General features: G+C 69.6%; 22 protein-coding genes and 1 riboswitch. Of the genes, 14 read left to right on the forward strand and 8 right to left on the reverse strand.

Features of this window, described 5'->3' with window-relative positions:
* Positions 1 to 19 precede the first annotated feature (19 nt).
* The 3 genes from U9J23_RS04380 (at position 20) to U9J23_RS04390 (ending at position 3,549) form a co-directional block, all read left to right on the forward strand.
* Entirely contained in the window at positions 20 to 1,375 is a 1,356-nt protein-coding gene (locus tag U9J23_RS04380) for an LLM class flavin-dependent oxidoreductase (protein WP_085469253.1), read from the forward strand.
* 81 nt (positions 1,376 to 1,456) lie between these two features.
* On the forward strand, positions 1,457 to 3,088 hold the full coding sequence (locus U9J23_RS04385) for a GMC oxidoreductase (RefSeq protein WP_059381852.1): 1,632 nt from the start codon (positions 1,457 to 1,459) through the stop codon (positions 3,086 to 3,088).
* Positions 3,085 to 3,549: a hypothetical protein gene (locus tag U9J23_RS04390; RefSeq protein ID WP_272266799.1), complete on the forward strand. Its 465-nt coding sequence runs from the start codon at positions 3,085 to 3,087 to the stop codon at positions 3,547 to 3,549. The genes U9J23_RS04385 and U9J23_RS04390 overlap by 4 nt, the downstream gene beginning before the upstream one ends.
* Before the next feature lie 21 nt (positions 3,550 to 3,570).
* On the opposite strand, the gene U9J23_RS04395 is transcribed toward U9J23_RS04390, so the two are convergent.
* Positions 3,571 to 5,850: a helicase-associated domain-containing protein gene (locus tag U9J23_RS04395; protein WP_229580995.1), complete on the reverse strand. Its 2,280-nt coding sequence runs from the start codon at positions 5,848 to 5,850 to the stop codon at positions 3,571 to 3,573.
* 59 nt (positions 5,851 to 5,909) lie between these two features.
* Here U9J23_RS04395 and U9J23_RS04400 point away from each other — a divergent pair, with 59 nt between their 5' ends.
* The gene (locus tag U9J23_RS04400) at positions 5,910 to 6,098 is read left to right on the forward strand and encodes a hypothetical protein (protein ID WP_006551681.1); all 189 of its coding nucleotides are present in this window, start codon (positions 5,910 to 5,912) and stop codon (positions 6,096 to 6,098) included.
* A gap of 155 nt (positions 6,099 to 6,253) precedes the next feature.
* Here the strand turns inward: U9J23_RS04400 and U9J23_RS04405 are convergent, their stop codons facing one another.
* The 3 genes from U9J23_RS04405 to U9J23_RS04415 all read right to left on the reverse strand — a co-directional run bounded on the left by U9J23_RS04405 (position 6,254) and on the right by U9J23_RS04415 (position 7,948).
* The gene (locus U9J23_RS04405; protein WP_059381813.1) at positions 6,254 to 6,844 is read right to left on the reverse strand and encodes a resuscitation-promoting factor Rpf1 domain-containing protein; all 591 of its coding nucleotides are present in this window, start codon (positions 6,842 to 6,844) and stop codon (positions 6,254 to 6,256) included.
* A 10-nt stretch (positions 6,845 to 6,854) separates the two neighbouring features.
* A riboswitch (cyclic di-AMP (ydaO/yuaA leader) is annotated at positions 6,855 to 7,029 on the reverse strand.
* 287 nt (positions 7,030 to 7,316) lie between these two features.
* A complete protein-coding gene (locus U9J23_RS04410) occupies positions 7,317 to 7,709 on the reverse strand; it encodes a YccF domain-containing protein (RefSeq protein WP_085469258.1) in 393 nt (130 codons plus the stop codon).
* Positions 7,706 to 7,948 (reverse strand): hypothetical protein, encoded by a 243-nt coding sequence (locus U9J23_RS04415; protein WP_226950073.1) that lies wholly within the window; start codon positions 7,946 to 7,948, stop codon positions 7,706 to 7,708. Before U9J23_RS04415 ends, U9J23_RS04410 begins: the two co-directional genes overlap by 4 nt.
* A gap of 193 nt (positions 7,949 to 8,141) precedes the next feature.
* On the opposite strand from U9J23_RS04415, the gene U9J23_RS04420 reads away from it, so the two are divergent.
* Complete coding sequence (locus tag U9J23_RS04420; protein ID WP_186455367.1) at positions 8,142 to 8,549, forward strand: cold-shock protein; 408 nt, start codon at positions 8,142 to 8,144, stop codon at positions 8,547 to 8,549.
* A 69-nt stretch (positions 8,550 to 8,618) separates the two neighbouring features.
* On the opposite strand, the gene U9J23_RS04425 is transcribed toward U9J23_RS04420, so the two are convergent.
* The 3 genes from U9J23_RS04425 to U9J23_RS04435 form a co-directional block, all read right to left on the reverse strand.
* Positions 8,619 to 9,107: a DUF2771 domain-containing protein gene (locus U9J23_RS04425; RefSeq protein WP_106200572.1), complete on the reverse strand. Its 489-nt coding sequence runs from the start codon at positions 9,105 to 9,107 to the stop codon at positions 8,619 to 8,621.
* 1 nt (position 9,108) lies between these two features.
* The gene (locus U9J23_RS04430) at positions 9,109 to 10,785 is read right to left on the reverse strand and encodes an MFS transporter (protein ID WP_059381809.1); all 1,677 of its coding nucleotides are present in this window, start codon (positions 10,783 to 10,785) and stop codon (positions 9,109 to 9,111) included.
* A gap of 91 nt (positions 10,786 to 10,876) precedes the next feature.
* Positions 10,877 to 11,692 carry a glutaminyl-peptide cyclotransferase gene (locus U9J23_RS04435; RefSeq protein WP_059381808.1) on the reverse strand — a complete coding sequence of 272 codons (816 nt, stop codon included), beginning with the start codon at positions 11,690 to 11,692 and terminating at the stop codon, positions 10,877 to 10,879.
* A gap of 136 nt (positions 11,693 to 11,828) precedes the next feature.
* Here U9J23_RS04435 and U9J23_RS04440 point away from each other — a divergent pair, with 136 nt between their 5' ends.
* From U9J23_RS04440 to U9J23_RS04450, 3 genes are read left to right on the forward strand one after another with little or no spacing between them, the layout of a single operon-like run.
* Positions 11,829 to 12,686, forward strand: coding sequence for a DUF3027 domain-containing protein (locus U9J23_RS04440; protein ID WP_272266789.1), 858 nt, complete (start codon positions 11,829 to 11,831; stop codon positions 12,684 to 12,686).
* 1 nt (position 12,687) lies between these two features.
* Positions 12,688 to 15,516, forward strand: coding sequence for a sacsin N-terminal ATP-binding-like domain-containing protein (locus tag U9J23_RS04445; RefSeq protein ID WP_272266787.1), 2,829 nt, complete (start codon positions 12,688 to 12,690; stop codon positions 15,514 to 15,516).
* Positions 15,513 to 16,052: a phosphatase PAP2 family protein gene (locus U9J23_RS04450; RefSeq protein WP_059381805.1), complete on the forward strand. Its 540-nt coding sequence runs from the start codon at positions 15,513 to 15,515 to the stop codon at positions 16,050 to 16,052. Before U9J23_RS04445 ends, U9J23_RS04450 begins: the two co-directional genes overlap by 4 nt.
* A 39-nt stretch (positions 16,053 to 16,091) precedes the next feature.
* On the opposite strand, the gene U9J23_RS04455 is transcribed toward U9J23_RS04450, so the two are convergent.
* Positions 16,092 to 16,343 (reverse strand): DUF2530 domain-containing protein, encoded by a 252-nt coding sequence (locus U9J23_RS04455; RefSeq protein ID WP_059381804.1) that lies wholly within the window; start codon positions 16,341 to 16,343, stop codon positions 16,092 to 16,094.
* Between the two features lie 80 nt (positions 16,344 to 16,423).
* On the opposite strand from U9J23_RS04455, the gene U9J23_RS04460 reads away from it, so the two are divergent.
* The 6 genes from U9J23_RS04460 to U9J23_RS04485 all read left to right on the forward strand — a co-directional run bounded on the left by U9J23_RS04460 (position 16,424) and on the right by U9J23_RS04485 (position 20,854).
* Entirely contained in the window at positions 16,424 to 17,893 is a 1,470-nt protein-coding gene (locus U9J23_RS04460) for an NCS2 family permease (RefSeq protein WP_106200569.1), read from the forward strand.
* A gap of 44 nt (positions 17,894 to 17,937) precedes the next feature.
* Positions 17,938 to 18,369 (forward strand): MarR family winged helix-turn-helix transcriptional regulator, encoded by a 432-nt coding sequence (locus U9J23_RS04465; protein ID WP_106200568.1) that lies wholly within the window; start codon positions 17,938 to 17,940, stop codon positions 18,367 to 18,369.
* Positions 18,370 to 18,506: 137 nt separating this feature from the next.
* Positions 18,507 to 19,313 carry a TrmH family RNA methyltransferase gene (locus U9J23_RS04470; protein ID WP_106200567.1) on the forward strand — a complete coding sequence of 269 codons (807 nt, stop codon included), beginning with the start codon at positions 18,507 to 18,509 and terminating at the stop codon, positions 19,311 to 19,313.
* On the forward strand, positions 19,310 to 19,582 hold the full coding sequence (locus tag U9J23_RS04475) for a DUF2537 domain-containing protein (protein WP_085469265.1): 273 nt from the start codon (positions 19,310 to 19,312) through the stop codon (positions 19,580 to 19,582). Before U9J23_RS04470 ends, U9J23_RS04475 begins: the two co-directional genes overlap by 4 nt.
* A gap of 118 nt (positions 19,583 to 19,700) precedes the next feature.
* A complete protein-coding gene (locus U9J23_RS04480) occupies positions 19,701 to 20,126 on the forward strand; it encodes a DUF7144 family membrane protein (protein ID WP_326601572.1) in 426 nt (141 codons plus the stop codon).
* A 311-nt stretch (positions 20,127 to 20,437) separates the two neighbouring features.
* A complete protein-coding gene (locus U9J23_RS04485; RefSeq protein WP_085469267.1) occupies positions 20,438 to 20,854 on the forward strand; it encodes an SHOCT domain-containing protein in 417 nt (138 codons plus the stop codon).
* Positions 20,855 to 20,871 lie beyond the last annotated feature (17 nt).

Genomic DNA, 20,871 nt, shown 5'->3' on the forward strand with positions numbered 1-20,871 from the left:
TTTCACGACAGGAGAAGACATGACCGACCGTCGATTGCACCTCAACGCCTTCCTCATGCCCATCGGACACCATGAAGCGGCGTGGCGTCTGCCGGAGAGCGACCCGAACGCGAATCTCGACATCCAGCACTACATCTCGCTCGCCCGCACCGCGGAACGTGGCAGGTTCGACTCGGTGTTCCTCGCCGACAGCCCCGTACTGTTCGCGAATCCCGAACGGCGTCCGAGCGGCAAGCTCGAACCCACGATCATCCTCACCGCGATCGCGACGGCCACCGAGCGGATCGGTCTCATCGGGACCGCGTCGACGACCTACAACGAGCCCTACAACCTCGCGCGGAGATTCGCGTCGCTGGACTTCGTCAGCGGTGGACGTGCGGGCTGGAACATCGTCACCACCGCCGGTGACGACGCCGCCCGCAACTTCGGTCTCGACGGGGTGCCGGCGCACAAGAGCCGCTACGCGCGGGCCGCCGAGTTCGTCGAGGTGTCGACCAAGCTGTGGGACAGCTGGGAGGACGACGCGATCGTCGCCGACAAGGAGGCGGCGATCCACGCCGACTCCGCGAAGGTCCACACCTTCGAACACGAGGGAGAGTTCTTCTCGGTGGCCGGGCCGCTCAACGTGCCGCGGTCACCGCAGGGCTACCCGCTGCTCGTGCAGGCGGGCTCGTCGGAGAACGGCAAGGACTTCGCCGCGCTGTACGCCGAGGCGATCTTCACCGCCCAGCCCACCTTCGAAGAGGGCAAGGCGTTCTACGACGACGTCAAGGACCGTGTCGGCAAGGTCGGCCGCGACCCGCGGCAGGTGCTGATCCTCCCGGGCATCGTGCCCGTCATCGGCGATACGGAGAAGGAAGCACGGGAACTCGACGCCGAACTGGCCCGGCTGATCTCGCCCGAGTACGCCCGCCGCCAGCTCGCCGAACGGTTCGGGCTGCGGCCGGAGCAGCTTCCGCTCGACGAGCCGCTGCCGGAGAACCTGCCGTCCGAGGACGAGATCGAGGGAGCCAAGAGCCGGTACACGCTCATCGTGCAACTCGCACGACGGGAGAACCTCACGGTGCGGCAGCTCATCGAACGCCTCGGCGGCGGTCGTGGCCACCGCACCTTCGCGGGCACGGCCGAGCAGGTGGCCGACACGATCGAGCACTGGTTCCACAGCGGTGCGGCCGACGGCTTCAACATCATGCCCGCGGTGCTGCCGTCGGGACTCGAGAAGTTCGTCGACGGCGTGGTGCCGATCCTGCAGGAGCGTGGTCTGTTCCGCACGGAGTACACCGAAGCCACCCTGCGTGGGCACTACGGACTCCCGCGGCCGGAGAACCAGTTCACCGTCGGGAGGGCGTTCGTGGGGCTCGCGACGCAGCCCTGAGCCTCACCGCACGGGGAACGCGAACCTACAGGCTGTACGTCGACGGCGCCGCCGGACGGACCGCCCTCTATGCTCTGCGCCATGTCATCGCAGAGCCGGGCGGGTGCCTCGGACGGCGGCGCCGTCGACGTCATCGTGGTGGGCAGTGGATTCGGTGGTGCCGTCGCGGCACTGCGCCTGAGCGAGCAGGGCCGGAAGGTCCTCGTGCTCGAACAGGGCCGACGGCACACCCGGGACGATTTCGCCGTTGCCCGCCGCGATCCCCGTCGCTATCTGTGGATGCCCGGGATCGGGCTGCGCGGATTCTTCTCCCAGCGCGTCCTCTCCCATGTCGGGATCATCGGGGGAGTCGGCGTGGGTGGCGGCAGCATCGTCTGGGCGGGTGTGCTGCTCGAACCGAAGGATGCGTTCTTCACCGATCCCGCCTGGCCGTCGGTGCCGGACGGATGGCGTGCGGAGCTGACCGAGCACTACCGGACGGCCGCCCGCATGCTCGGCCGCGCCACCGCTCCGATCAAGGGGCCGATGGACGAGCATCTGGAGGTCGTCGCGCGTCGGGCCGGCGCCGGCGAGACCTACGGTCCGACGCCGATGGCGATCCATTTCGGCGAGGAGGGCGTCACCGTCCCCGATCCCTTCTTCGGTGGAGAAGGACCGGAGCGCACCGGGTGCGTGATGTGCGGCGGATGCCTCGTCGGATGTCCGTACGGCAGCAAGAACACCCTCGACCTCAACTATCTGTGGCTCGCGCAGCGTCGCGGAGCCCAGGTCCGACCCGACAGCCGCGTGGTGTCCGTCGCCGCCCTCGACGCCGGCGGGTACGAAGTGGAACTCGCCGACGGGGAGCGTCTGCGCGCCGGCGAGGTCGTCCTCGCCGCCGGTGTCCTCGGCACCGTGGAACTGCTGTTCCGGTCGCGGGAGAACGGGGGACTGCCGAACGTCTCGGAGCGTCTCGGTGTCGGCGTGCGCACCAACTCGGAGGCGATCACCGCCGTGCTCGCCGACGACGTCGACGTCGACCTCACCCGCGGACCGACGATCTCGAGCGAGTTCTATCCGGACGAACGCACCCACGTCACGCAGAACCGCTACGTCGGAGGATGGCACATGCGGTTGCAACTCGGACCGCTGGTGGACGGTGCCGATCCCCGTCGGCGACGTCGCGAGGCGCTGCGGGCGCTGGCGTCGCGCCCCGCCCTGCAGCTGCGGACGATGTTCGCGCGCAACTTCATCCGCCGGCTCAGTGTGTTCACGGTGATGCAGGACGTGGAGAACGAGATCCGTCTGGTCTTCGACCGGTCGCCGGTGCGGCCCTGGCGGCGCGTGCTGCGTTCACGGGCAGTGGAGGGGCTGCAGGCACCGAGCTATCTGCCCCAGGCGAATGCCGTCGCCCGCTCGTTCGCCGAATCGATCGGTGGCCGCCCGCTCAACCTGCTGCTCGAGAGCATCGGGGGCAAGTCCATCACCGCGCACGTCCTCGGAGGTGCGTCCATGGGCACCGACGCGGCGGACGGCGTGATCGACACCGATCACCAGGTGTTCGGGCATCCGGGCCTGTACGTCGTGGACGGTTCCGCGATCCCCGCCAACGTCGGAGTCAACCCGTCGCTCACCATCACGGCGATGGCCGAACGGTTCGCGGCACGCTACGCCGTGCGTCGTGCATCCGGCGAACCGGCCACATTCGCGCACACCACCGAGGAGAACTCATGACGACACGGGACACCGACGCGCTGCCGCGATCGATACGCGGACTGCAGCAACGATTCCGGATGCTGCACGCCGACGCGCTCCCGGCCGCCGGCACGTACCGGGCCGTCTTCGTCGGACCGGCCGCGCTGCGGGCCGCCGCGCCCCGCGCCATCGCGCTCGGTGGGATGCCCCGGTGGTACGGCAAGCGGTTCGCCGACGACGGAAGCGCCGTGAACCTCCTCGCCGACGCGGACGGCACCCTGCGCGAGGTGCTGCCCATGCGGGTCGCGCTCGAACCGTCGTGGCTCGACGACCGTCCCGCGATCGTCGTGTCGTACGGATCGAACGGGCCGGTGCCGTGGCGCTGGGTCCGCGACGAGTTCCGCCCCGTCGACGACGGGACCCTCCTCGGTCTCACCTTCGTGGCTGCTCCGGCATCACGGATCGCGGCGTCACCGTTCACGCTCGTGCGCGACGCCTGACCGGCCGCACCGGGCCCGTCGTCAGTCGACCAGCGCCACCGACGTGACGCGGTGCAGCACGAAGCTACGCACCGAGCCGGTCGCCGGATCGAAGGCCTGCACCTGCCCGCCGCCCACCGACACCGGGTCGACGATGCGGCGCGTCGCCACGCCCTGGGCGTCGACGTATCCGAGGGTGACGCTGCGCTTGCCGTGCACGGCCAGTTGCAGCAGCGCGAGCGTCGCCGCACCACCGGACCGGCTGCCGTCACCTCGTGCCGAGGCCGTCGGTGTCGCGGCCTCCGCACGGTCGCCGGCGCGCAGCGTGCGCACGAGGGTGTCGAGTTGCTCGTCGCTCGGCGCGGTGGGTCCGGCATAGCGGGCCCGGGCGCGCGGCATCGCGACACGGGCGCCCCGGGGCCGTAGATCCACGATCGCTCCCGAGGCGTCCTCCCCGGCGGGCGCGAAGCCCGCGGCGCGCAGCTCGGTGAGCACCTCGGCGAGAGGCGCCTGCGAGATCGCGACGGTCGGGGCGACCGCGCGCAGGGCGAGCGTGGCGGCGACCGGGGCGGACAGCACCTCGGTGAGCAGAGCCGGATCGTCGGCGCGGACGAAGGACGTCGCCACACCGGCCCGCAGGCGTCCGTGGCGACGCGCGACGTCGTCGATCAGGTAGGTGAGCGACTGCGGCACCGGTGTGCGCGAATGCGTCGCGAACAGGCCGTGCAGGTCGCTCGCGCCCAGACCGGCGTCGAGCGCGCGCCGGATACTGCTGTCGCCGATCCGGTAGACGGTCGCGGCACCGGCCGATTCGACATCGGCGACGAGCGCGATCCGCTCGCCGAGTTCGGGGACGAGCGGTCCGGGGGCGACGATCGTGAGGTCGGCCTGGACGAGCACGTAGTCGACGGGTTCGGGCAGCACCGCCGCCATCTCGGCCTCGGCGTCGCCGCCGTGCAGCAGCGCCTTTCCCGGCGACGCGAGCATGCCGTGCGCGACGAGACCGAGTGTGGTCGCCTCCCGCACGGTCTCCACGACACTCGTCGTGTCGAAGCGGCCCGCCCAGCGAGGACGACGCCACGCCGCTGCGGCACGCAGGTCGGCGACGTCCGTGCCCGCCGCCGGCACGTCGGAGAGGACGTCGAGCAGCAGCCGCCGGTCGCGGGCGGCGGTGGGGGACTTCACCTCGTCGGACAGTGCGGCGACCGGCTTGTCGTTCTGGTCGCGGCGGCCGATCAGCCAGGGCCGGCGCGGCAGGTCGAGCCAGGCACCGGCGAGCACGGCCCAGCGGTAGGCGGGGGTGGACGCGAGCCACGCGTCGGTAGCGGTGGTCGGGGCCCAGTGGTCGTCGTCCCCGGGAGTCGGCGGCTCGGGGAGGCCGCGCGCGATCAGACCGGCACCCGCGAGGACCTCGACGACGAGCGCCGTCTCCTCGTCGTCGAGTCCGACCGCCTTCCCGACGCGATGCAGTTCGCGGACGCCGAGCCCTCCGGCCTTGAGGACGGGAGCGGGTTGCGCCCCGAGAGTGTCGAGAACGTCCTCGCAGTGCCGCAGCAGTTCGAGGGCGGCACCGGCAGCGGTCGCGTTGACGTCGGCGGTCGAGCGGGTGGGTTTCGGTGCGCGCGGGGGAGCGAGCGCCGCCGGATCGAAGGGGGCGTCGTCGCGCAGCGCCTGGCCCACCCGATGGGGGAGTTCGACGGTCTCGTCGTCGATACGGAAGAGCAGCCCGGCGGCGAGCAGTTTCTGCACGGGCCGGTCGGCGGAAGTGTCCGGTGCGGCGTCGCGGGTCCGGCCGATCGGGGACGTGCGCGACAGGGTGTCGAGGATGCTCCGCTGTTCGGGCGGGAGGGCCGCGAGGAGGTCGTCGAGTTCCTGCCGGGACGGTCCGGTGACGTCGCCGGTGCGTCCGACGCGCCACGGAACGGCGTCCACGGCGGCGGCGACGAGACGCAGCTCGTCGGTGGAACCCCACACGAGCAGCAGCGAGCGCAGGGTGGACAGGATCCGGTCGAGATTCCTCGCGCTGATGCGGCCGGAGACTTCGTCGAGCACGGCGGCGCGGGAGACGGGGGTGTCCACCGCTCCGAGACGGGCCAGGACCTCGATGATCCCGAAGGCGGCGGTGTCGAGTTCGTCGGCCGCACGGAAGACCGAGGCGCGTTGCTGCGCTCGGCTCGCGAGCACGTTCATGCTCGCCGGCGGCGGCACCACGAGATCGGGACGGGCGCGCAGCGTGGCGGCCAGATCCGTGTCGCGTCGACCTGCCAGCCAGCGGGCGAGGGAGTCCGTGGCGGTGTCGGGAGCGGGCGTGGTCGGGGACATCCCCTCCAGATTAGAGACCTGCGGTAGCAGGCCCCGAACTCACCTGCCAAAATGAGCGCATGGCTACCTCTTCGAAAAAGCATTACGTCGACCACGGATGGCCCGAGCTGGCCGACGGTGAGCACGCTGTCACCGAACTGTCGTCCACGCGTTCCGGTCCGCTCTCCCCGTACGGTGAGGACACCGTGTTCCCGTTGCCGGTCGAGGACCTGCCCTACACGCATCCGAAGACGGTGATCAACCGCTGATCCGATCGCGGATCACCGAACAGGCTCTTCCGTACGACGCCCGGTCCCTTCGTGGGGCCGGGCGTCGTCGTGTGAGGGAGGAACGAGCTCGTCCGCATATGCGGAAGGGCCCCGCACCGTGATCGGTGCGGGGCCCTTCCGGGATGTTCGGGGTGTTACTGCGGGAGCACCGCGCGAACGGCGTCCAGGATGTTCGGGTCGAGCTCGACGCCGGCGTCCTGGAGTGCGGCGACGCCCTGCTCGAAGCCGGCCAGGATGCCCTGGACCTCGGCGGGGAGAGCGGGGGTCTCCGGAAGCTGCGGGACAGCGTTCTGGATGGCGGGCGCCGGGGTCTCGGCGGGAGCGCTGGGGGCGGCGTCGACGGAGCGCTGCGTGGGCGCGCTCGACAGTCCGAGGCTCGACGAGCAGGAGGGCCATGCGCCCCAACCCTGGCCGGCGAGGACACGCTCGGCGACGGCGATCTGCTGTTCGCGGCTGGCCTGGTGGGCCGTGGCAGCGTATTCCTGGCCGCCGTAGGCGTTCCAGGTGCTCGGCGAGAACTGCAGGCCGCCCTGGTAGCCGTTGCCGGTGTTGATGCCCCAGTTGCCGCCGGACTCGCACTGTGCGAGGCGGTCCCAGTCGGAGTCGGGAGCGGCAGCGGCGGTGCCGCTGAACGCGACACCCGTGACGCCGAGGACTGCACCCGTCAGCGCGAACTTCGCGACGGTACGACCGGTATTGGTGGGCTTGCGATGGCGTCCGCTCATGTCGGTTCCGTGTTCCTCTCCGTACGCACCTACGAGGTCAGCTGTCGGGTTCGGGCTGAAGAGGTTGCCCGGCCGTGTCGCTCCGTTGGGAGCGCCTTCGGCTTCACCCCGAGGACCGTCGCGGTTGCGTCGGCCCGGGCCTCCTGGACACCGTCCGGCTGTGGGCCGATCGGTTCCTGGGAGACCGGTGGGTCCCCCGTTTCCTGTCCCCTGTGGATCGTTCGTCGGGACTTCCGGAACCACGGGACAGGAATTTGGCGCGGCGGTTCCGGACCGGTCGAGCCAGGCGGTTCGACCGGACATGACGGTAACGGTTCCGAGGGCGAAGTGTCACCAATTGATAACGCGCCGATTCGCGTGGCGACGGACGTGCGCGGCGCAGACCAGGGAATAAAGTCCCAGGTAGTGGGGTTCGGGTACCCGAAAATCCGTTTCGAGTCCCGCCCGTTATCCGCTTGTTATGTGAGAAAGATCACATGTAACTCGGGCGGGCATCCACAGGAACGATCTCCCTCCCCAGGGGCATCAGGGAGATCGGGATCATCTTCAGGTTCGCGACGGCGAGCGGGATGCCGATGATCGTGACGGCCATGGCGATCGCGGTGGCGATGTGGCCGAGGGCCAGCCAGATGCCGGCCACCAGGATCCAGATGACGTTGCCGATCAGCGACATGGCGCCGGCGGTCGGCCTCTCGACCGTCGTCTTGCCGAACGGCCACAGCGCGTAGATGCCGATCCGGAACGACGCGATGCCGAACGGGATGGTGATGATGAGGATGCAGCAGATCAGACCGGCCGCGAAGTAACCGAGCGCGAGCCACAGCCCGCCGAAGATCAGCCAGATGATGTTGAGCAGGATCCTCATGTCCGGTCTCCGTTCCGAGCGCGCCGGCCCGAGCGCAGCGCGAAGGCGATGGCGAGGGCGAATCCCAACGGCCATGCGAGGGTCAACAGATACAGCACGAGCCCGGGGCTGCCGTCGGTGAGCGCCGGCGTGAGGAAGATGGCGAGGACCGCCACCACGCCGACGACGAAGCAGGCGATCGCGGCCTTCAGGAGGCCGTTACGCGGGGCGGCAGACGAATCCGAAGATGAAGTACCCACGTGACCACGGTAGTCGCCGCGGAGGCGAACGGTGACGTCCGGGAGCGGGAAGACGATTCGGGGGTGGACCCACCTCTGCGGGTACACTGACAGGTGTCTACGCGTCCCGCTCGACCGAGCCGGGGCGCGTTGTTTTGCATGATGAACGGGTTGCCCCGCTTGGGGCACAGCTGTCGAGGAGCAGGTGAGCGCGGTGCCGACCGGCAAGGTGAAGTGGTACGACGTCGAGAAGGGCTTCGGCTTCCTGTCCCAGGACGAGGGTGAGGACGTCTACGTCCGTGCCTCGGCGCTCCCGGAGGGAGTGGAAGCGCTCAAGCCCGGCCAGCGCGTCGAGTTCGGTATGGCGGTGGGCCGCCGGGGACCGCAGGCGCTGAAGGTCGAGCTCCTCGAGCAGCCCACGCTGCGGCAGGGCCGCCGCGAGGCTCCCGCGCAGCAGAAGCGCCGCGCGCCGGACGAGCTGCACGGCATGGTCGAGGACATGATCAAGCTGCTCGAAGTGGCGGTCCAGCCCGATCTGCGGCGCGGGCGCTACCCCGACCGCAAGACCGGGCAGCGTATCTCCGAGGTCATGCGGGCGATCGCACGCGAGCTCGACCACTAGGGACGAACCACGACGGGCCGCCCTCGCCATGTGCGAGGACGGCCCGTCGTCGTATGCGGGGTCGGGACCTCAGAACGTCTTGACGGCCCACACGGCGTGCGCGATCGGTTCACCGGCCTCGTCGACCACGGCCGACGGCAACTGGATCTCGACTCCGAGCAGCTGCAGCTCCGGGGAGCTCTTCACGGTGAGGGTGCGACGCGCACCGGCCTCGAACATCGCGCCGTCGATGTAGGTCTGCCCGGTCTGCGTGTCGCCGTAGACGGTGATGATGCGCCACGGCGCATCGGCGATCTCCGACGGAAGCGACAGCTGCAGCGGGTAGCCGGCCGGCACGTCGAGCCGACCGATCGGGTTCTCCACGCAGTCCTCGAGATAGAGATTGCAGTGCTGCGCGGGGTCGACCGTCACGGTCTCCCCCTGTGCGTAGGCGGTGATGGTGGGGAGCGTGGGCTCGGCCGAATCGACCAGTTTCCACACCGTGGCGGCGACTCCCGCTACCACGACCACCAGGGCCACCAGCAGCAGCGCGAGAGTCTTCTTCGTCCGGGCCTGCAACTCAACTGTTCCAATCTTCGGTGGGGGATCCACCGGCGCGCCTCCGCCCGGCAGCCGTCTCCGTGGAGACGCGTTCGGGTCGACGGCCGCCGAATCCCGGCAGCAATGTCCCCCCACGGTATGTCAGCACCGTCTGTGCGAATCCGAGAACCAGCACGACGGAGACCACAGCGAATCCGAGCCACAGCTCGGTCGGCAGCAGCACACCCATCGCTCCGCCGAACACCCAGCTGAGCTGGAGGACCGTCTCGGACCTGCCGAATCCGGACGCGATCGACTCCTCGGGGAGGTCCTGCTGGAGCGATGCATCGAGCGAGACCTTGGCCAGCGCGCTGGCGCACGCCGCGACGAGCGCCGCCAGCGCGGCGGCCAGGACGTTGCCGGTCGCGGCGACGACGGCGGCCACGACGACGACCGCGGCGGTGCACCGCACGACGATGAGAGCAGGACGTCCGAGCGCGAGTCGCGCTCCGGTCGCGTTGCCGGCGAAGTTACCGATCGCGGCGGCGGCACCGACACCACCGAGCATCGCGGCCTGCATCAGCGGATCCTGACCTGTGGTGTTCTTCGCGACGAACGCCATGAACAAGGTCAGGAAGCCGGTGAGGATGCGGATGGTGCCGTTGCCCCACAGACCGGTCACCACCGCGCGTCCCAGCGGTTGCTTGCGTTTCCCGGACTTGGTGACGATCACCTCGGTCACGGTGTCGGCGTTCAGCACCTCGGTGCGCGCGTCGGAGCGGTGGTACGACAGCGTCGCCGGCACCTCGCCCTCGGTGACCTCGACCCAGGCGGGGATACGCATGCTCAGATAGGCGCCGAACGCGGTGATCCCGGCACACAACCACAGCGCGCCCGACGAACCGAACGCCCATGCTGCGGCCGCCGCGATCGCGCCGGCACCGATCGTGCCGCCGACCAGGCCGAAGACCGTCAACCGGGAGTTCACCCTCACCAGATCGATCTCCGGTGGAAGAACTCTGGGTGTCACCGCGGATTTGAGCACCGCGAACGATTTGCTCAGCACCATCATGCCGAGGGCCGCCGGATACAACACCCAGCTGTCGAAGTTGAACACCAGCACCACCGCGAGCACCGTGCGCAGCGCGAACGACGTCGCCAGAGCGACGCGACGACCGTGTTGCAACCTGTCGAGCAACGGCCCGATGAGCGGCGCGATGATCGCGAACGGCGCGATCGTGATGAGCAGATACAGCGCGACCTTCGTCCTGTCCTCACCGGTGGCCGCCGAGAAGAACAGGGTGTTCGCGAGCGCGACGGCGATGGCCGCGTCGGAGGCGAAGTTCGCCATCGTCGCGTAGGTGAGCGCGGTCAGGCCCGACTTGTCGGCGCCGTCGGCCGTGGCCGCTCGACGGAAGGTCGCGATGCCCTTCGAGGTGAGTTCGCGGCTGCGCAGGGCCGCGACCCGCGTCACCGTCAGCTTCCGCGGCATGCGCGGAGCGCGCGGCGAGTCGGTCTCGGACGAGGACTCCGCCCGACCGGCGGCCGACGCCCCCGGCGGCCGGCGAGGATGGTCGACGGGATGCAGGGGCGGCAGGGGAGTGCGACGGCCCGAGACGCGGCGCGGAGGCGGATAGTTGCTGTACCCCGGATGCTGCGAGCCCGGGGCACGGCCGTCCGCTCCCTCGGGGGCGGGTCGCTCGTCCGGTTCGGTCACGTCTTCGATTCTTCCCCACGCGACAGCGGGTGTAACACAAGGGCGGCACGTGGCCGCGGTGACGCGTGTCGCGATCGGTATGCCACCCGGATCACTCCACGAAACGCACTTCGAACAGCGTCGGCCAGTACTTGCCCGTCACCAGGAACCGATCGGTCCCGGGGATCTGCGCGATGCCGTTGAGGACGTCCACGTCGGCACCCTCGGGCAACCGATCGCGCAGCGGAGCGGCATCGACCCGGGCCTCCACCCGGCCCGAGGTGGGATCGATCAGCACGATCTCGTCCGTCTGCCATACGTTCGCCCAGACCCTGCCGTCCTCGGTGCATTCGAGTTCGTTGAGCTCCGACACGGCACGGCCGTCCCGGTGCACGGTGACGCGCCCGAGTTCGTCGAAGGTGGCGGGGTCGCGGAAGATCAGCTCGGCCGAGCCGTCGCTCATCACCAGACGGTCGGGTTGCGCACACAGTCCCCAGCCCTCGCCGTCGTAGTCGACCCGCCGCTTCTCGAGCAGAGTGTTCCGATCACGGACGACGGCCGTGCCGTCCTTCCAGGTCAGCTGCCACAGCTCGTCGCCCACCACGGTGATGCCCTCACCGAAGAGGTCGTCGAGGACGGGTTCGCGGGTGCGCTCGGTCCCGGCGAGGGTGACGGTCCCGCCGTCGAGGTCGACCTCCCTGGCCGACACCCACGAGCGTCCGGCCCGGCCGGTGCCTTCGAGCAGTTCACCTTCGTCGATCTCGAGGCCCTGGGTGAACGCCTCCGGATCGTGGGGGTGCGTGGCGACGACCTCCACACCGAGTTCGGTGGCCGGCGGACCGGGTTCGGCGACGAGATCGTCGCCGCACCCGGCGGTGGTGATGCAGACGACCGTCGCGACCGCGGCCGAGAGGAGAAGACGAGGCACGCGCCCATCCTGTCACCGCGCGTATGAGCGGTGCCCGTACGACCTTCCGCGACCCGCAGGCGCCGGAGCAGACAGGTCAGGCAGAATAGGGGCCGTGAGTGTTGCCTCTGCTTCCACTTCCCGAGGAACGAACCCCGTGGTCGATCCGGCGGTGCGTTCCGTGCTCGCCGACGCCGTCGACCTCGCTCGGGCCGCACTCGACGAACTCGGAGACGGTGGAGTCGGCGCCTATCTGGGCGTGACACGCGAGGACGAGTGCTCGGCCACCCATCGTTTCGCCTCGGAGCTGCCGGGCTACCGCGGGTGGCAGTGGGCCGTCGTCGTGGCCGCCGCCCCGGATTCGGATCGGGTGACGGTGAGCGAACTCGTGCTCCTGCCCGGCCCGGACGCGCTCGTCGCACCCGAGTGGGTGCCGTGGAGCGAGCGGATCCGTCCCGGCGATCTGGGCCCCGGCGACCTGCTGGCTCCCGCTCCCGACGACGTGCGCCTGGTGCCCGGCTACATGCAGTCCGGCGACCCCGAGGTCGACGAGACCGCCCTCGAGATCGGGTTGGGCCGCAAGCAGGTCATGAGCCTGGAGGGTCGCCTCGAGGCAGCGCAGCGCTGGTTCGACGGCGAGTACGGCCCGGGTTCGGAGATGGCGGAGGCCGCTCCGTCCTCCTGCCGCCTGTGCGGTTTCTACCTTCCGCTCGCCGGATCGCTGCGTGCGGCCTTCGGTGTGTGCGGGAACGAGTTCGCCGCCGACGGTCACGTCGTGCACGCCGAGTACGGGTGCGGCGCGCATTCCGATACGAGTCTGCCCACCGGTGCCGGTTCGCCGATCTACGAAGCCTTCGACGATTCGGCAGTGGAGGTCGTCGAGCTCGGACCGGCCACCTCGGCGCCTGCGGAGTCCGTGACCACCGAGTCCACGGCTGTCGAGTCCACGCCGACCGATTCCACGGACGAGCCCGCCGCCGAGTCGTCCCCGTCCGAGTCGGAACAGACCGACTGACGTGACCCGCCCGGACCCCGCGGATCCGTTCGGGACCGCGGCGTTACGCGAAGGGATCATCGCAGCCTGGTCGTCGTCGCCCACCCGTCTGCGCGAGGACGCGGCCACCGAGGCCGATCACGTCCGTGCGGGGTACCGCGACCGCGTCCTGACCGAGCTCGCCCAGAACGCCGCCGACGCCGCTGCGCGTGCCGGTGTACCGGGCGAGCTGCGGGTGTGGTTCGCCGAAGGCCGTCTCCACGTCGCGAACATCGGTGAGCCGCTCGACGAGGGCGGTGTCCACGCGCTGACCGCGCTGCGCTCGTCGAACAAGACCGGCGCGGGATCCACCGTGGGGCGGTTCGGTGTCGGCTTCACGGCGGTGCTGTCGGTCTCCGACGACATCGAGGTGCGTTCGCGTACCGGTTCGCTCCACTTCTCGGCCGACCGCGCCCGCACGGTGCTCGCCGAGCGGAACCTGCCCGAGCCGGAGTCCGGTGTCCCGGCGCTGCGCCTCGTGTGGCCGACGGAGACACCGCCGGCGACCGGCAGCGACACCGAGGTCGTGCTCGTCCTACGCCCGGGCGTCGATGCGGTCGCGTTGCTCGACGCCTTCCGTTCCGAGGCCCACGACATCTTGCTCGAACTCCCGGGCCTGCACACCCTCGTCGTCGCCGACGACGAATTCACCCGTCACCGGCGCGAACTCGACAGCGGCCTGTGGGAGGTGCGGATCGGCGATCGCACCTGGTGGGAGTTCACCGGAGCGTCGGCGCGATGGCTGGTGCCCGTCGTCGACGGGCGGATCGACCCGGTCCGCAACGACGTCCTGCGGGCCCCCACCCGCTCCGACGAGGAGCTGTCGCTCCCTGCGATCGTCGTCGCCGACGTCGCCATGCAACCCGACCGGCGGCGTGTGCTTCCCGGCGCCCATGTCGAGAACGTCGCCCGCGGATACGCGCGGTTCGTCGCGGCTCTGCCCGCCGAGCAGCGACTCGACCTGGTGCCCCTGCCGGGTTTCGCGCGCAGCGAGGTCGACGGACGGATCCGCGAGGCGATCCTCGACGAGCTGGCTGCCGGCGCGTGGCTTCCCGCCGCCGACGGCAGCGCCGATCTGGTGCCCGACCGGGCCGTCGCACTCCCCGGTCTCACCGACGAGCTCGCCGACGTCCTCGGCGAGGTCGTCCCGGGACTCGTGATCCCCGAGTTGTGCGGGCCGCGACATGCCTCCGCGCTGACCGCCGTCGGCGTGCATCGGCTCGGTCTCGCGCGACTGGCCGAACTGCTCTCCGGGCACGAACGCGATCCGAAGTGGTGGAACCGCCTGTACGAGGCGCTCACTCCGCTCGTCGTCGACGCGGTCGCAGCCGAGGAACTCGCGTCCCTTCCCGTTCCGCTGTCGGACGGCCGGACCGTGACCGGCCCGCGCACGGCCGTGCTCGCGACGCAACTGCAGGATCTCGGCCCGGTGTCGATGCCGTGGGTGCGTCTCGTCCATCCCGACGCCGCGCATCCGCTGCTCGCCCGGCTCGGAGCCGGCACCGTGACGGTCGAGGACCTGTTCGCCGACCCGGCGCTCGTCGCGGCCGTCGAGGACACCGATCCCGACGACATCGACCCGGACGGCGACTTCCCGGCCGGTGAGCTCGCCGACGTCGTGCTGCGGCTGGTGCCGCTCGTGTCGCCCACGGCCGTGCCCCGCGAACTCGGGGCGCTGCTCTTGCCCGACACCCACGGCGACCTCGTCCCCGCCGACGAACTACTGCTTCCCGGTGCACCGCTCGCAGAAGTACTGGTCGAGGACGCGCCCTTCGGCACCGTCGATCCGGCCGTCCCCGACCGGTACGGGGCCGACGCCCTGCGCGCGATCGGTGTGGGCTGGGGTTTCACGGTCCTGCGCGCGGAACTGCCGACCGGACCCGACCACGACCTGCCCGACGAGCACCTGTGGTGGGAGCGGCTCGACGACGATCCCGAGGTGCTCGTCGCCGTGCGCGACCTCGATCTCGTCGACGATCGCCGCTGGTCGCGGGCATTGACCCTGCTGGCCGCCGAACCTGCGACGGCCGAGGCGATCACCGACCCCGCCGGATACACGGCGTGGTACCTGCGCACCCGCGCGTCGCTCGACGGCCGGCCGCTGGGGCACTACCGATTCGCCGACGACACTCTCTTCGAGGGTCTGCTCGACCCCTGCACCCACCCCGACGCATCGGCCTTCCGGAGCGCCCTCGCCGGGACGCGGATCGACGACACCGATCTGGCACAAACACTGCTCGACCGGCTCGCGGACGACAGCAGGTCACCGGGACCGGCCGCGATCGTCGCCGCCCACGACGCGCTCGCCGCGGCCTTCTCGTCGGGTGGTCTCGACCCGGAGTCGGTGACCCTACCCGACGGGGTGCGCAGCCTGGCGGGTGTCGTCGTCGACGCAGCCGATGCTCTCGTGCCCGACCGTCCGTGGTTCGCGGCCGCGATCCCGCACGACCGGCTCGTCACCGGTGGGCGGGGATCGGCGCACGCGCTCGCGGACGTGCTCGACATCGCCGTGGCGTCGGCGGTCGTCGACGCGGAACCCGTCGAGCAGGGACGCAGCTCGACCTGGGAACGCGAACCGGCCGCGGTGCTGGCCGGGATCGTCGCCGGTATGCCGCTTCCGCGCGGGGTACTCGCGCTGCACGACCGGCTGGTCGTGCGCTGTTCCGGGGCGCTGACCGGTGAGGTCGAGGTCGAGTGGTGGATCGACGCCACCGGCACCGTCCACAGCACACCGACCGGCCTGGTCGCGGCACTCGCCGCTCTCACGGACCGCACCTCGCGCACGGCGCCGGACGCGAGAGCCGAACCGTGATCCTCGATGCCACGGTGCTCGAATGGATGGTCTCGATCCGCGAGCCCGGGCTGACCACCGCGGTGACGGCACTGACCCACACGGGCGGGGGAGTCGCCACGACCCTGATCGCCGCGGCGACGACGCTGTTGCTGGTGCGGGCCGATCGGCTGTCCGACGCCGTCCTCGTGGCCGGAGCGGTCCTCACGGGCTGGCCGGTGATGGTGCTGCTCAAGAACATCTTCGGGCGTGTCCGGCCCCCCGAACCCGAACGGCTCCTGGCCCTGCACACCGAGTCGTTCCCGTCCGGACACGCGATGACCAGCGCGGTTCTGGCCACGGCGCTCGTCGCGGTCGTGGTGCGCACATGGCCGCGCGGCGATCGCCGCCGGACCGTCGCGATGATCGCGCTCGCCGTGTACACCCTCGCGATCGGGCTCACCCGCGTCTACCTGGCGGCGCACTGGCTCACCGATGTCGTCGCGGGCTGGATCTTCGGGATCACATGGGCCCTGCTGTGGGTGTGGTTGATCACTCGCGTACGGATCCGCCGCTGACACTGCCGCGGGCGTGTCGCGGACGGCGGCGGGCGGGGATCAGTCCAGACCCACCTGGGCGCCTCGGTCGCCGCGACGGGCGGCACGACGCTGCAGGAGGAAGAGCGCAGTTCCCAGCAGCCCCACCACGATTCCCGCTACACAGACCGGTAACGCATCGTCGCGGAGATCGCCGCCGACCGCCGACACGACGACGGTCGCCACCACCCACAGAGCGGTTCCCACGGCGAGCGCGGGACGCGGGTCGGCGAGGCGTCGGATACGGGCTGCGACGAGCTGGGCGGGTTCCACGGTTTGCAGATTAGTTCCTTCGCGCTGCAATAATCGGTTCCCGTTGCGACGCCCCGTACTCGACGAGCGGATTTGTGGACATGGCCGTAGGCACCGACTTCAAGCGAACGTCCTTTCTGGACACCTATTTCAAGATCACCGAACGCGGTTCGACCGTGTCCCGGGAGGTGCGTGGCGGCATCGTCACGTTCTTTGCGATGTCGTACATCGTTGTCCTCAACCCGCTGATCCTCGGTAGTTTCTCCGCCGACGACGCGACGGCGAAGGTCGACGTGATGGGCAACATCCTGCCCATCAACCAGGTCGCCGCCGTCACCGCGCTGGTCGCCGGCTTCATGAGCATCGTCTTCGGTGTGGTCGCCAACTATCCGTTCGCCATCGCCGCCGGCCTCGGCATCAACAGTCTCCTCGCGGTGACCATCGCGCCGCAGGTGACCTGGCCCGAAGCGATGGGCCTGGTGGTCATCGACGGCATCATCATCGTCGTGCTGGCCCTGACCGGATTCCGCACCGCGGTCTTCAACGCGATCCCGGCGGAACTGAAGGCCGCTATCGCCGCCGGTATCGGTGCCTTCATCGCCATGATCGGTCTCGTCGACGCCGGTTTCGTCCGCCGCATTCCCGACGCCGCCGGCACCACCGTGCCGGTCGGTCTGGGTATCGACGGGTCGATCGCCTCGTGGCCGACCTTCGTCTTCGTCGTCGGCGTCCTGCTGATGGGCGTGCTCGTCGCGCGCAAGGTACGCGGCGGACTGCTGATCGGCATCGTCGTCACGACCATCCTGTCGATGATCATCGAGGCCATCACGGACGTCGGCCCGTCCCTGGGCACCAACCCCAAGGGCTGGAACCTCAGCACGCCCGAGGCACCCGACTCCTTCTTCGGGATCCCGGACCTGAGCCTCGTCGGCAACGTCGACGTGTTCGGCGCGTTCACCCGGATCGGCGTGATCGCCGCGACGCTGCTCGTGTTCACCCTCGTCCTCGCGAACTTCTTCGACGCGATGGGGACCATGACCGGCCTCGGCAAGGAAGCCGGTCTGGCCGACAAGAACGGCACCCTGCCCGGCATCGGCAAGGCCCTCGTCGTCGAGGGCACCGGCGCCATCGTCGGTGGTGGCGCCTCGGCCTCCTCGAACACGGTCTTCGTCGAATCGGCGTCGGGTATCGCGGAAGGAGCCCGCACCGGCCTGGCGAACGTGATCACCGGCGTGATGTTCCTGCTCGCGATGTTCCTGACCCCGCTGTACGAGGTGGTCCCGATCGAGGCGGCCGCTCCGGCTCTCGTCGTGGTCGGTGCCCTGATGATCGGCCAGGTCCGCGACATCGACTTCTCGGTGTTCGCCGTGGCGCTGCCGGCCTTCCTGACCATCATGGTCATGCCGTTCACCTACTCGATCGCCAACGGCATCGGTGTCGGCTTCATCACCTGGGTGGTCCTGCACGCGGCCGGCGGCAAGATCCGCACCATCCATCCGCTGATGTGGATCGTCGCGGCGCTGTTCGCCCTGTACTTCGCCGTCGATCCGATCACGGAACTGCTCACCTAGACGGCCGACGCGTGTTTCGGGCGATGTGACGTATTCTGCACGCCATGATCTCGGATACACGCGCACTCGCCGGTGACCTCTCACTCGCCGTTGTGCGTCTGACGCGTCATTTGCGGGGGAGACGCACCGATTCCCGAGTTTCTCTGACCCAGATCTCGGCAATGGCCACTCTCGCGCAGGAGGGTGCGATGACCCCGGGGGCGCTGGCGGCGCGCGAACGCGTCCAGCCACCCTCGATGACCAGGGTCATCGCCTCTCTCCACGAGCTCGGGCTCGTCGAGCGGACGCCGCACCCCACGGACGGACGGCAGATCATCGTGACGCTGTCCGAAGCCGGGACCGAGCTGCTCGCCGACGAGGCCCAGGCACGCGAAGTGTGGCTGACCGAACGGCTCGAGAAGCTCGACCCCGACTCGCTCGGGACGCTGCGCGGAGCCATCGGAATCCTCACGGCGCTGGTCGCGGAAGACGACTGACGGCACCGCGGTCGAGGGGGATGACCGCACCGCGGTCGAGGGGGATGACCGCACCGCGGTCGAGGGGGATGACCGCACTGCGGTCGTGACGGCCGACCCGGTGCGGGAGGGCGCGTGGACGCTGGGAGAATGTCCCGGTGGTTCACGTCATCGACATCGACGATCCTTCCGACCCCCGGGTCGACGATTTCCGCGGTCTCAACTCCGCGGATCGTCGGCCCGACCTTCCCGGTGGCAAGGGGCTGGTGATCGCAGAGGGTGTGCTGGTGGTCCAGCGCATGCTCGATTCCCGGTTCGCTCCGACGAGCCTGTTCGGGGTGGGTCGACGGCTGGACGAACTCGCCGACGATCTGCGCGACGTCGACGTGCCCTTCTACCGCACCGACGCCGGAACCATGGCCGAGGTCGTCGGTTTCCACCTCAACCGGGGGGTGCTCGCGATCTCGCGCCGACCCGCACCGTTGCCGCTCGACGAGGTGCTCGACAAGGCGACCACGGTCGCGGTGCTCGAAGGAGTCAACGACCACGAGAACATCGGATCGATGTTCCGCAACGCGGCCGGACTCGGTGTCGATGGTGTGCTCTTCGGGAAGGGTTGCGCCGACCCGCTGTACCGCAGATCGGTGCGTGTGTCGATGGGGCACGCCCTCCGTGTTCCCTTCGCGCACCTCGAACTGTGGCCGTCCGACCTGGATCAGTTGCGCGGCAGAGGGTTCCGGCTGATCTCGTTGACACCCGATCCGCGGGCGATCCCGCTCGCGGATGCGATGACGGGGGAGAAGGTCGCACTGCTGCTCGGCGCCGAAGGTCCGGGCCTGACCGAGGACGCGATGCGGGCGACCGACGTGCGTGCCCGAATCCCCATGGCGCCCGGCACGGATTCGCTGAACGTGGCCACGGCAGCGGCGATGGCGTTCTACGAGCGGGTCCGGCTCCCGCGATGACCCAGGCTCGCGACCCCGCGCCCACCCCGTGGGCGACGGGGCTCACGCTGACGGCCTTCTCCTTCGCCGCCATCGTCGTCGCCGTCGTCGCCTGCGGCCAGGTACTCGGCAGGATCCACCCGGTCCTCGCCGTCGTCGTCAATGTCGTGACGGTCGCGGGGATCGTCCCGACCGTGTGGTCGTGGCTGCGGGTGCCGGTACTGCGCTGGTTCGCGGCCGGTGTCGTGGCCGGCGTGCCGTTCGGTTGGGTCGCGCTGCTCGTGTCCTGATCGGTTTCCGGGTGCGCTCGCCGCCGGAGAGAATCTCCGACCTCTGTCGGGGAATTCCGACTGGAGAATTCCGACGAAGCGCACACTCGAGGATGTCGGGTCATCCGGAAGGAGCAACATGTCTCACAATGTGCATGCCGATCGGGAGGAAATGTCGATCAAGCAGGGCCTGGCCACGGGAACGTCGGTCGGCGCCGCAATCATCATGACCTTGATCGGCGCTCTGCAGTTGTTGCAGGGAATTGCGGCGGTCGCCGAGGACGAAGTATTCGTCACCGGCCAGGAGCACCTGTTCACGTTCGACCTCACCACGTGGGGGTGGGTCCACATCGTCGTCGGTGTCGTGATGGTGATCGTGGGCATCGCATTGATCTCCGGGGCGACATGGGCGCGGGTGTCGGCGATGGTCATCGCCGCGCTGTCGATCCTGGTGAACTTCATGTGGCTTCCCTACTACCCGGGATGGGCGCTCGCGATCATCGCCCTCGACATAGTGGTCATCTGGGCGATCGCCACCTGGAACCCCCGGGCGGTGTACTCCTGATCGACTCGATCCGGTACCGAATCGCGCCGATTGCGTAAACCGGTGCCCTCCACCCATGAGCGGGCGTATGGTATATCCGGCCCTCCCGATAAGAGGGACGGAGGTCGTCATGACTGAAGATGGACCTGCCGAAGCCCGAATCGGACAGTCGTCACGATTCGACACCGGTGTCGATGAGCGTACCGGGGGCCGCGAGTGGTAGCAGTGCCGTTGCGGCACACCGCAGGGGGAAACTGGATTTCGAGATCTTCATTCTCCGGTGGTTCGTGGGGCGTCGTCCCCGCCATCGGTTCGGCCGTGGAGGTTCGGCTATGGATTCATTCTGGGACTATGTGTGGTACACCGTCGTCGTATTCGCCTTCGTGGCATACCTGATCGTCCTGTTCCAAATCATCGTCGACCTCTTCCGGGATCACTCCGTCTCCGGTTGGGTCAAAGCGATCTGGGTCATCGGGCTGGTGGTTCTCCCGTACCTCACGGCACTGGTCTACCTGATCGCTCGTGGTCGGGGAATGGCAGTGCGGGCACAGCGGGCCCAAGCCGAGGCGAAGCAGGCCACCGACGAGTACATCCGGACCGTGGCGGTCGGGAAATCCCCGGCCGAGCAGATCGCCGATGCCAAGGCCCTGCTCGATTCCGGCGCGATCACACCCACGGAGTACGAACACCTCAAGGCGCAGGCGCTCGGCAACGTCACGACCGGACGTGACGGCGTGCCCATCGCATGAACCATCGTCGCAGGGAG

Origin of the sequence: Rhodococcus sp. PD04 (genome assembly GCF_035918275.1) — a bacterium.
Lineage (GTDB): Bacteria > Actinomycetota > Actinomycetes > Mycobacteriales > Mycobacteriaceae > Rhodococcus > Rhodococcus rhodochrous.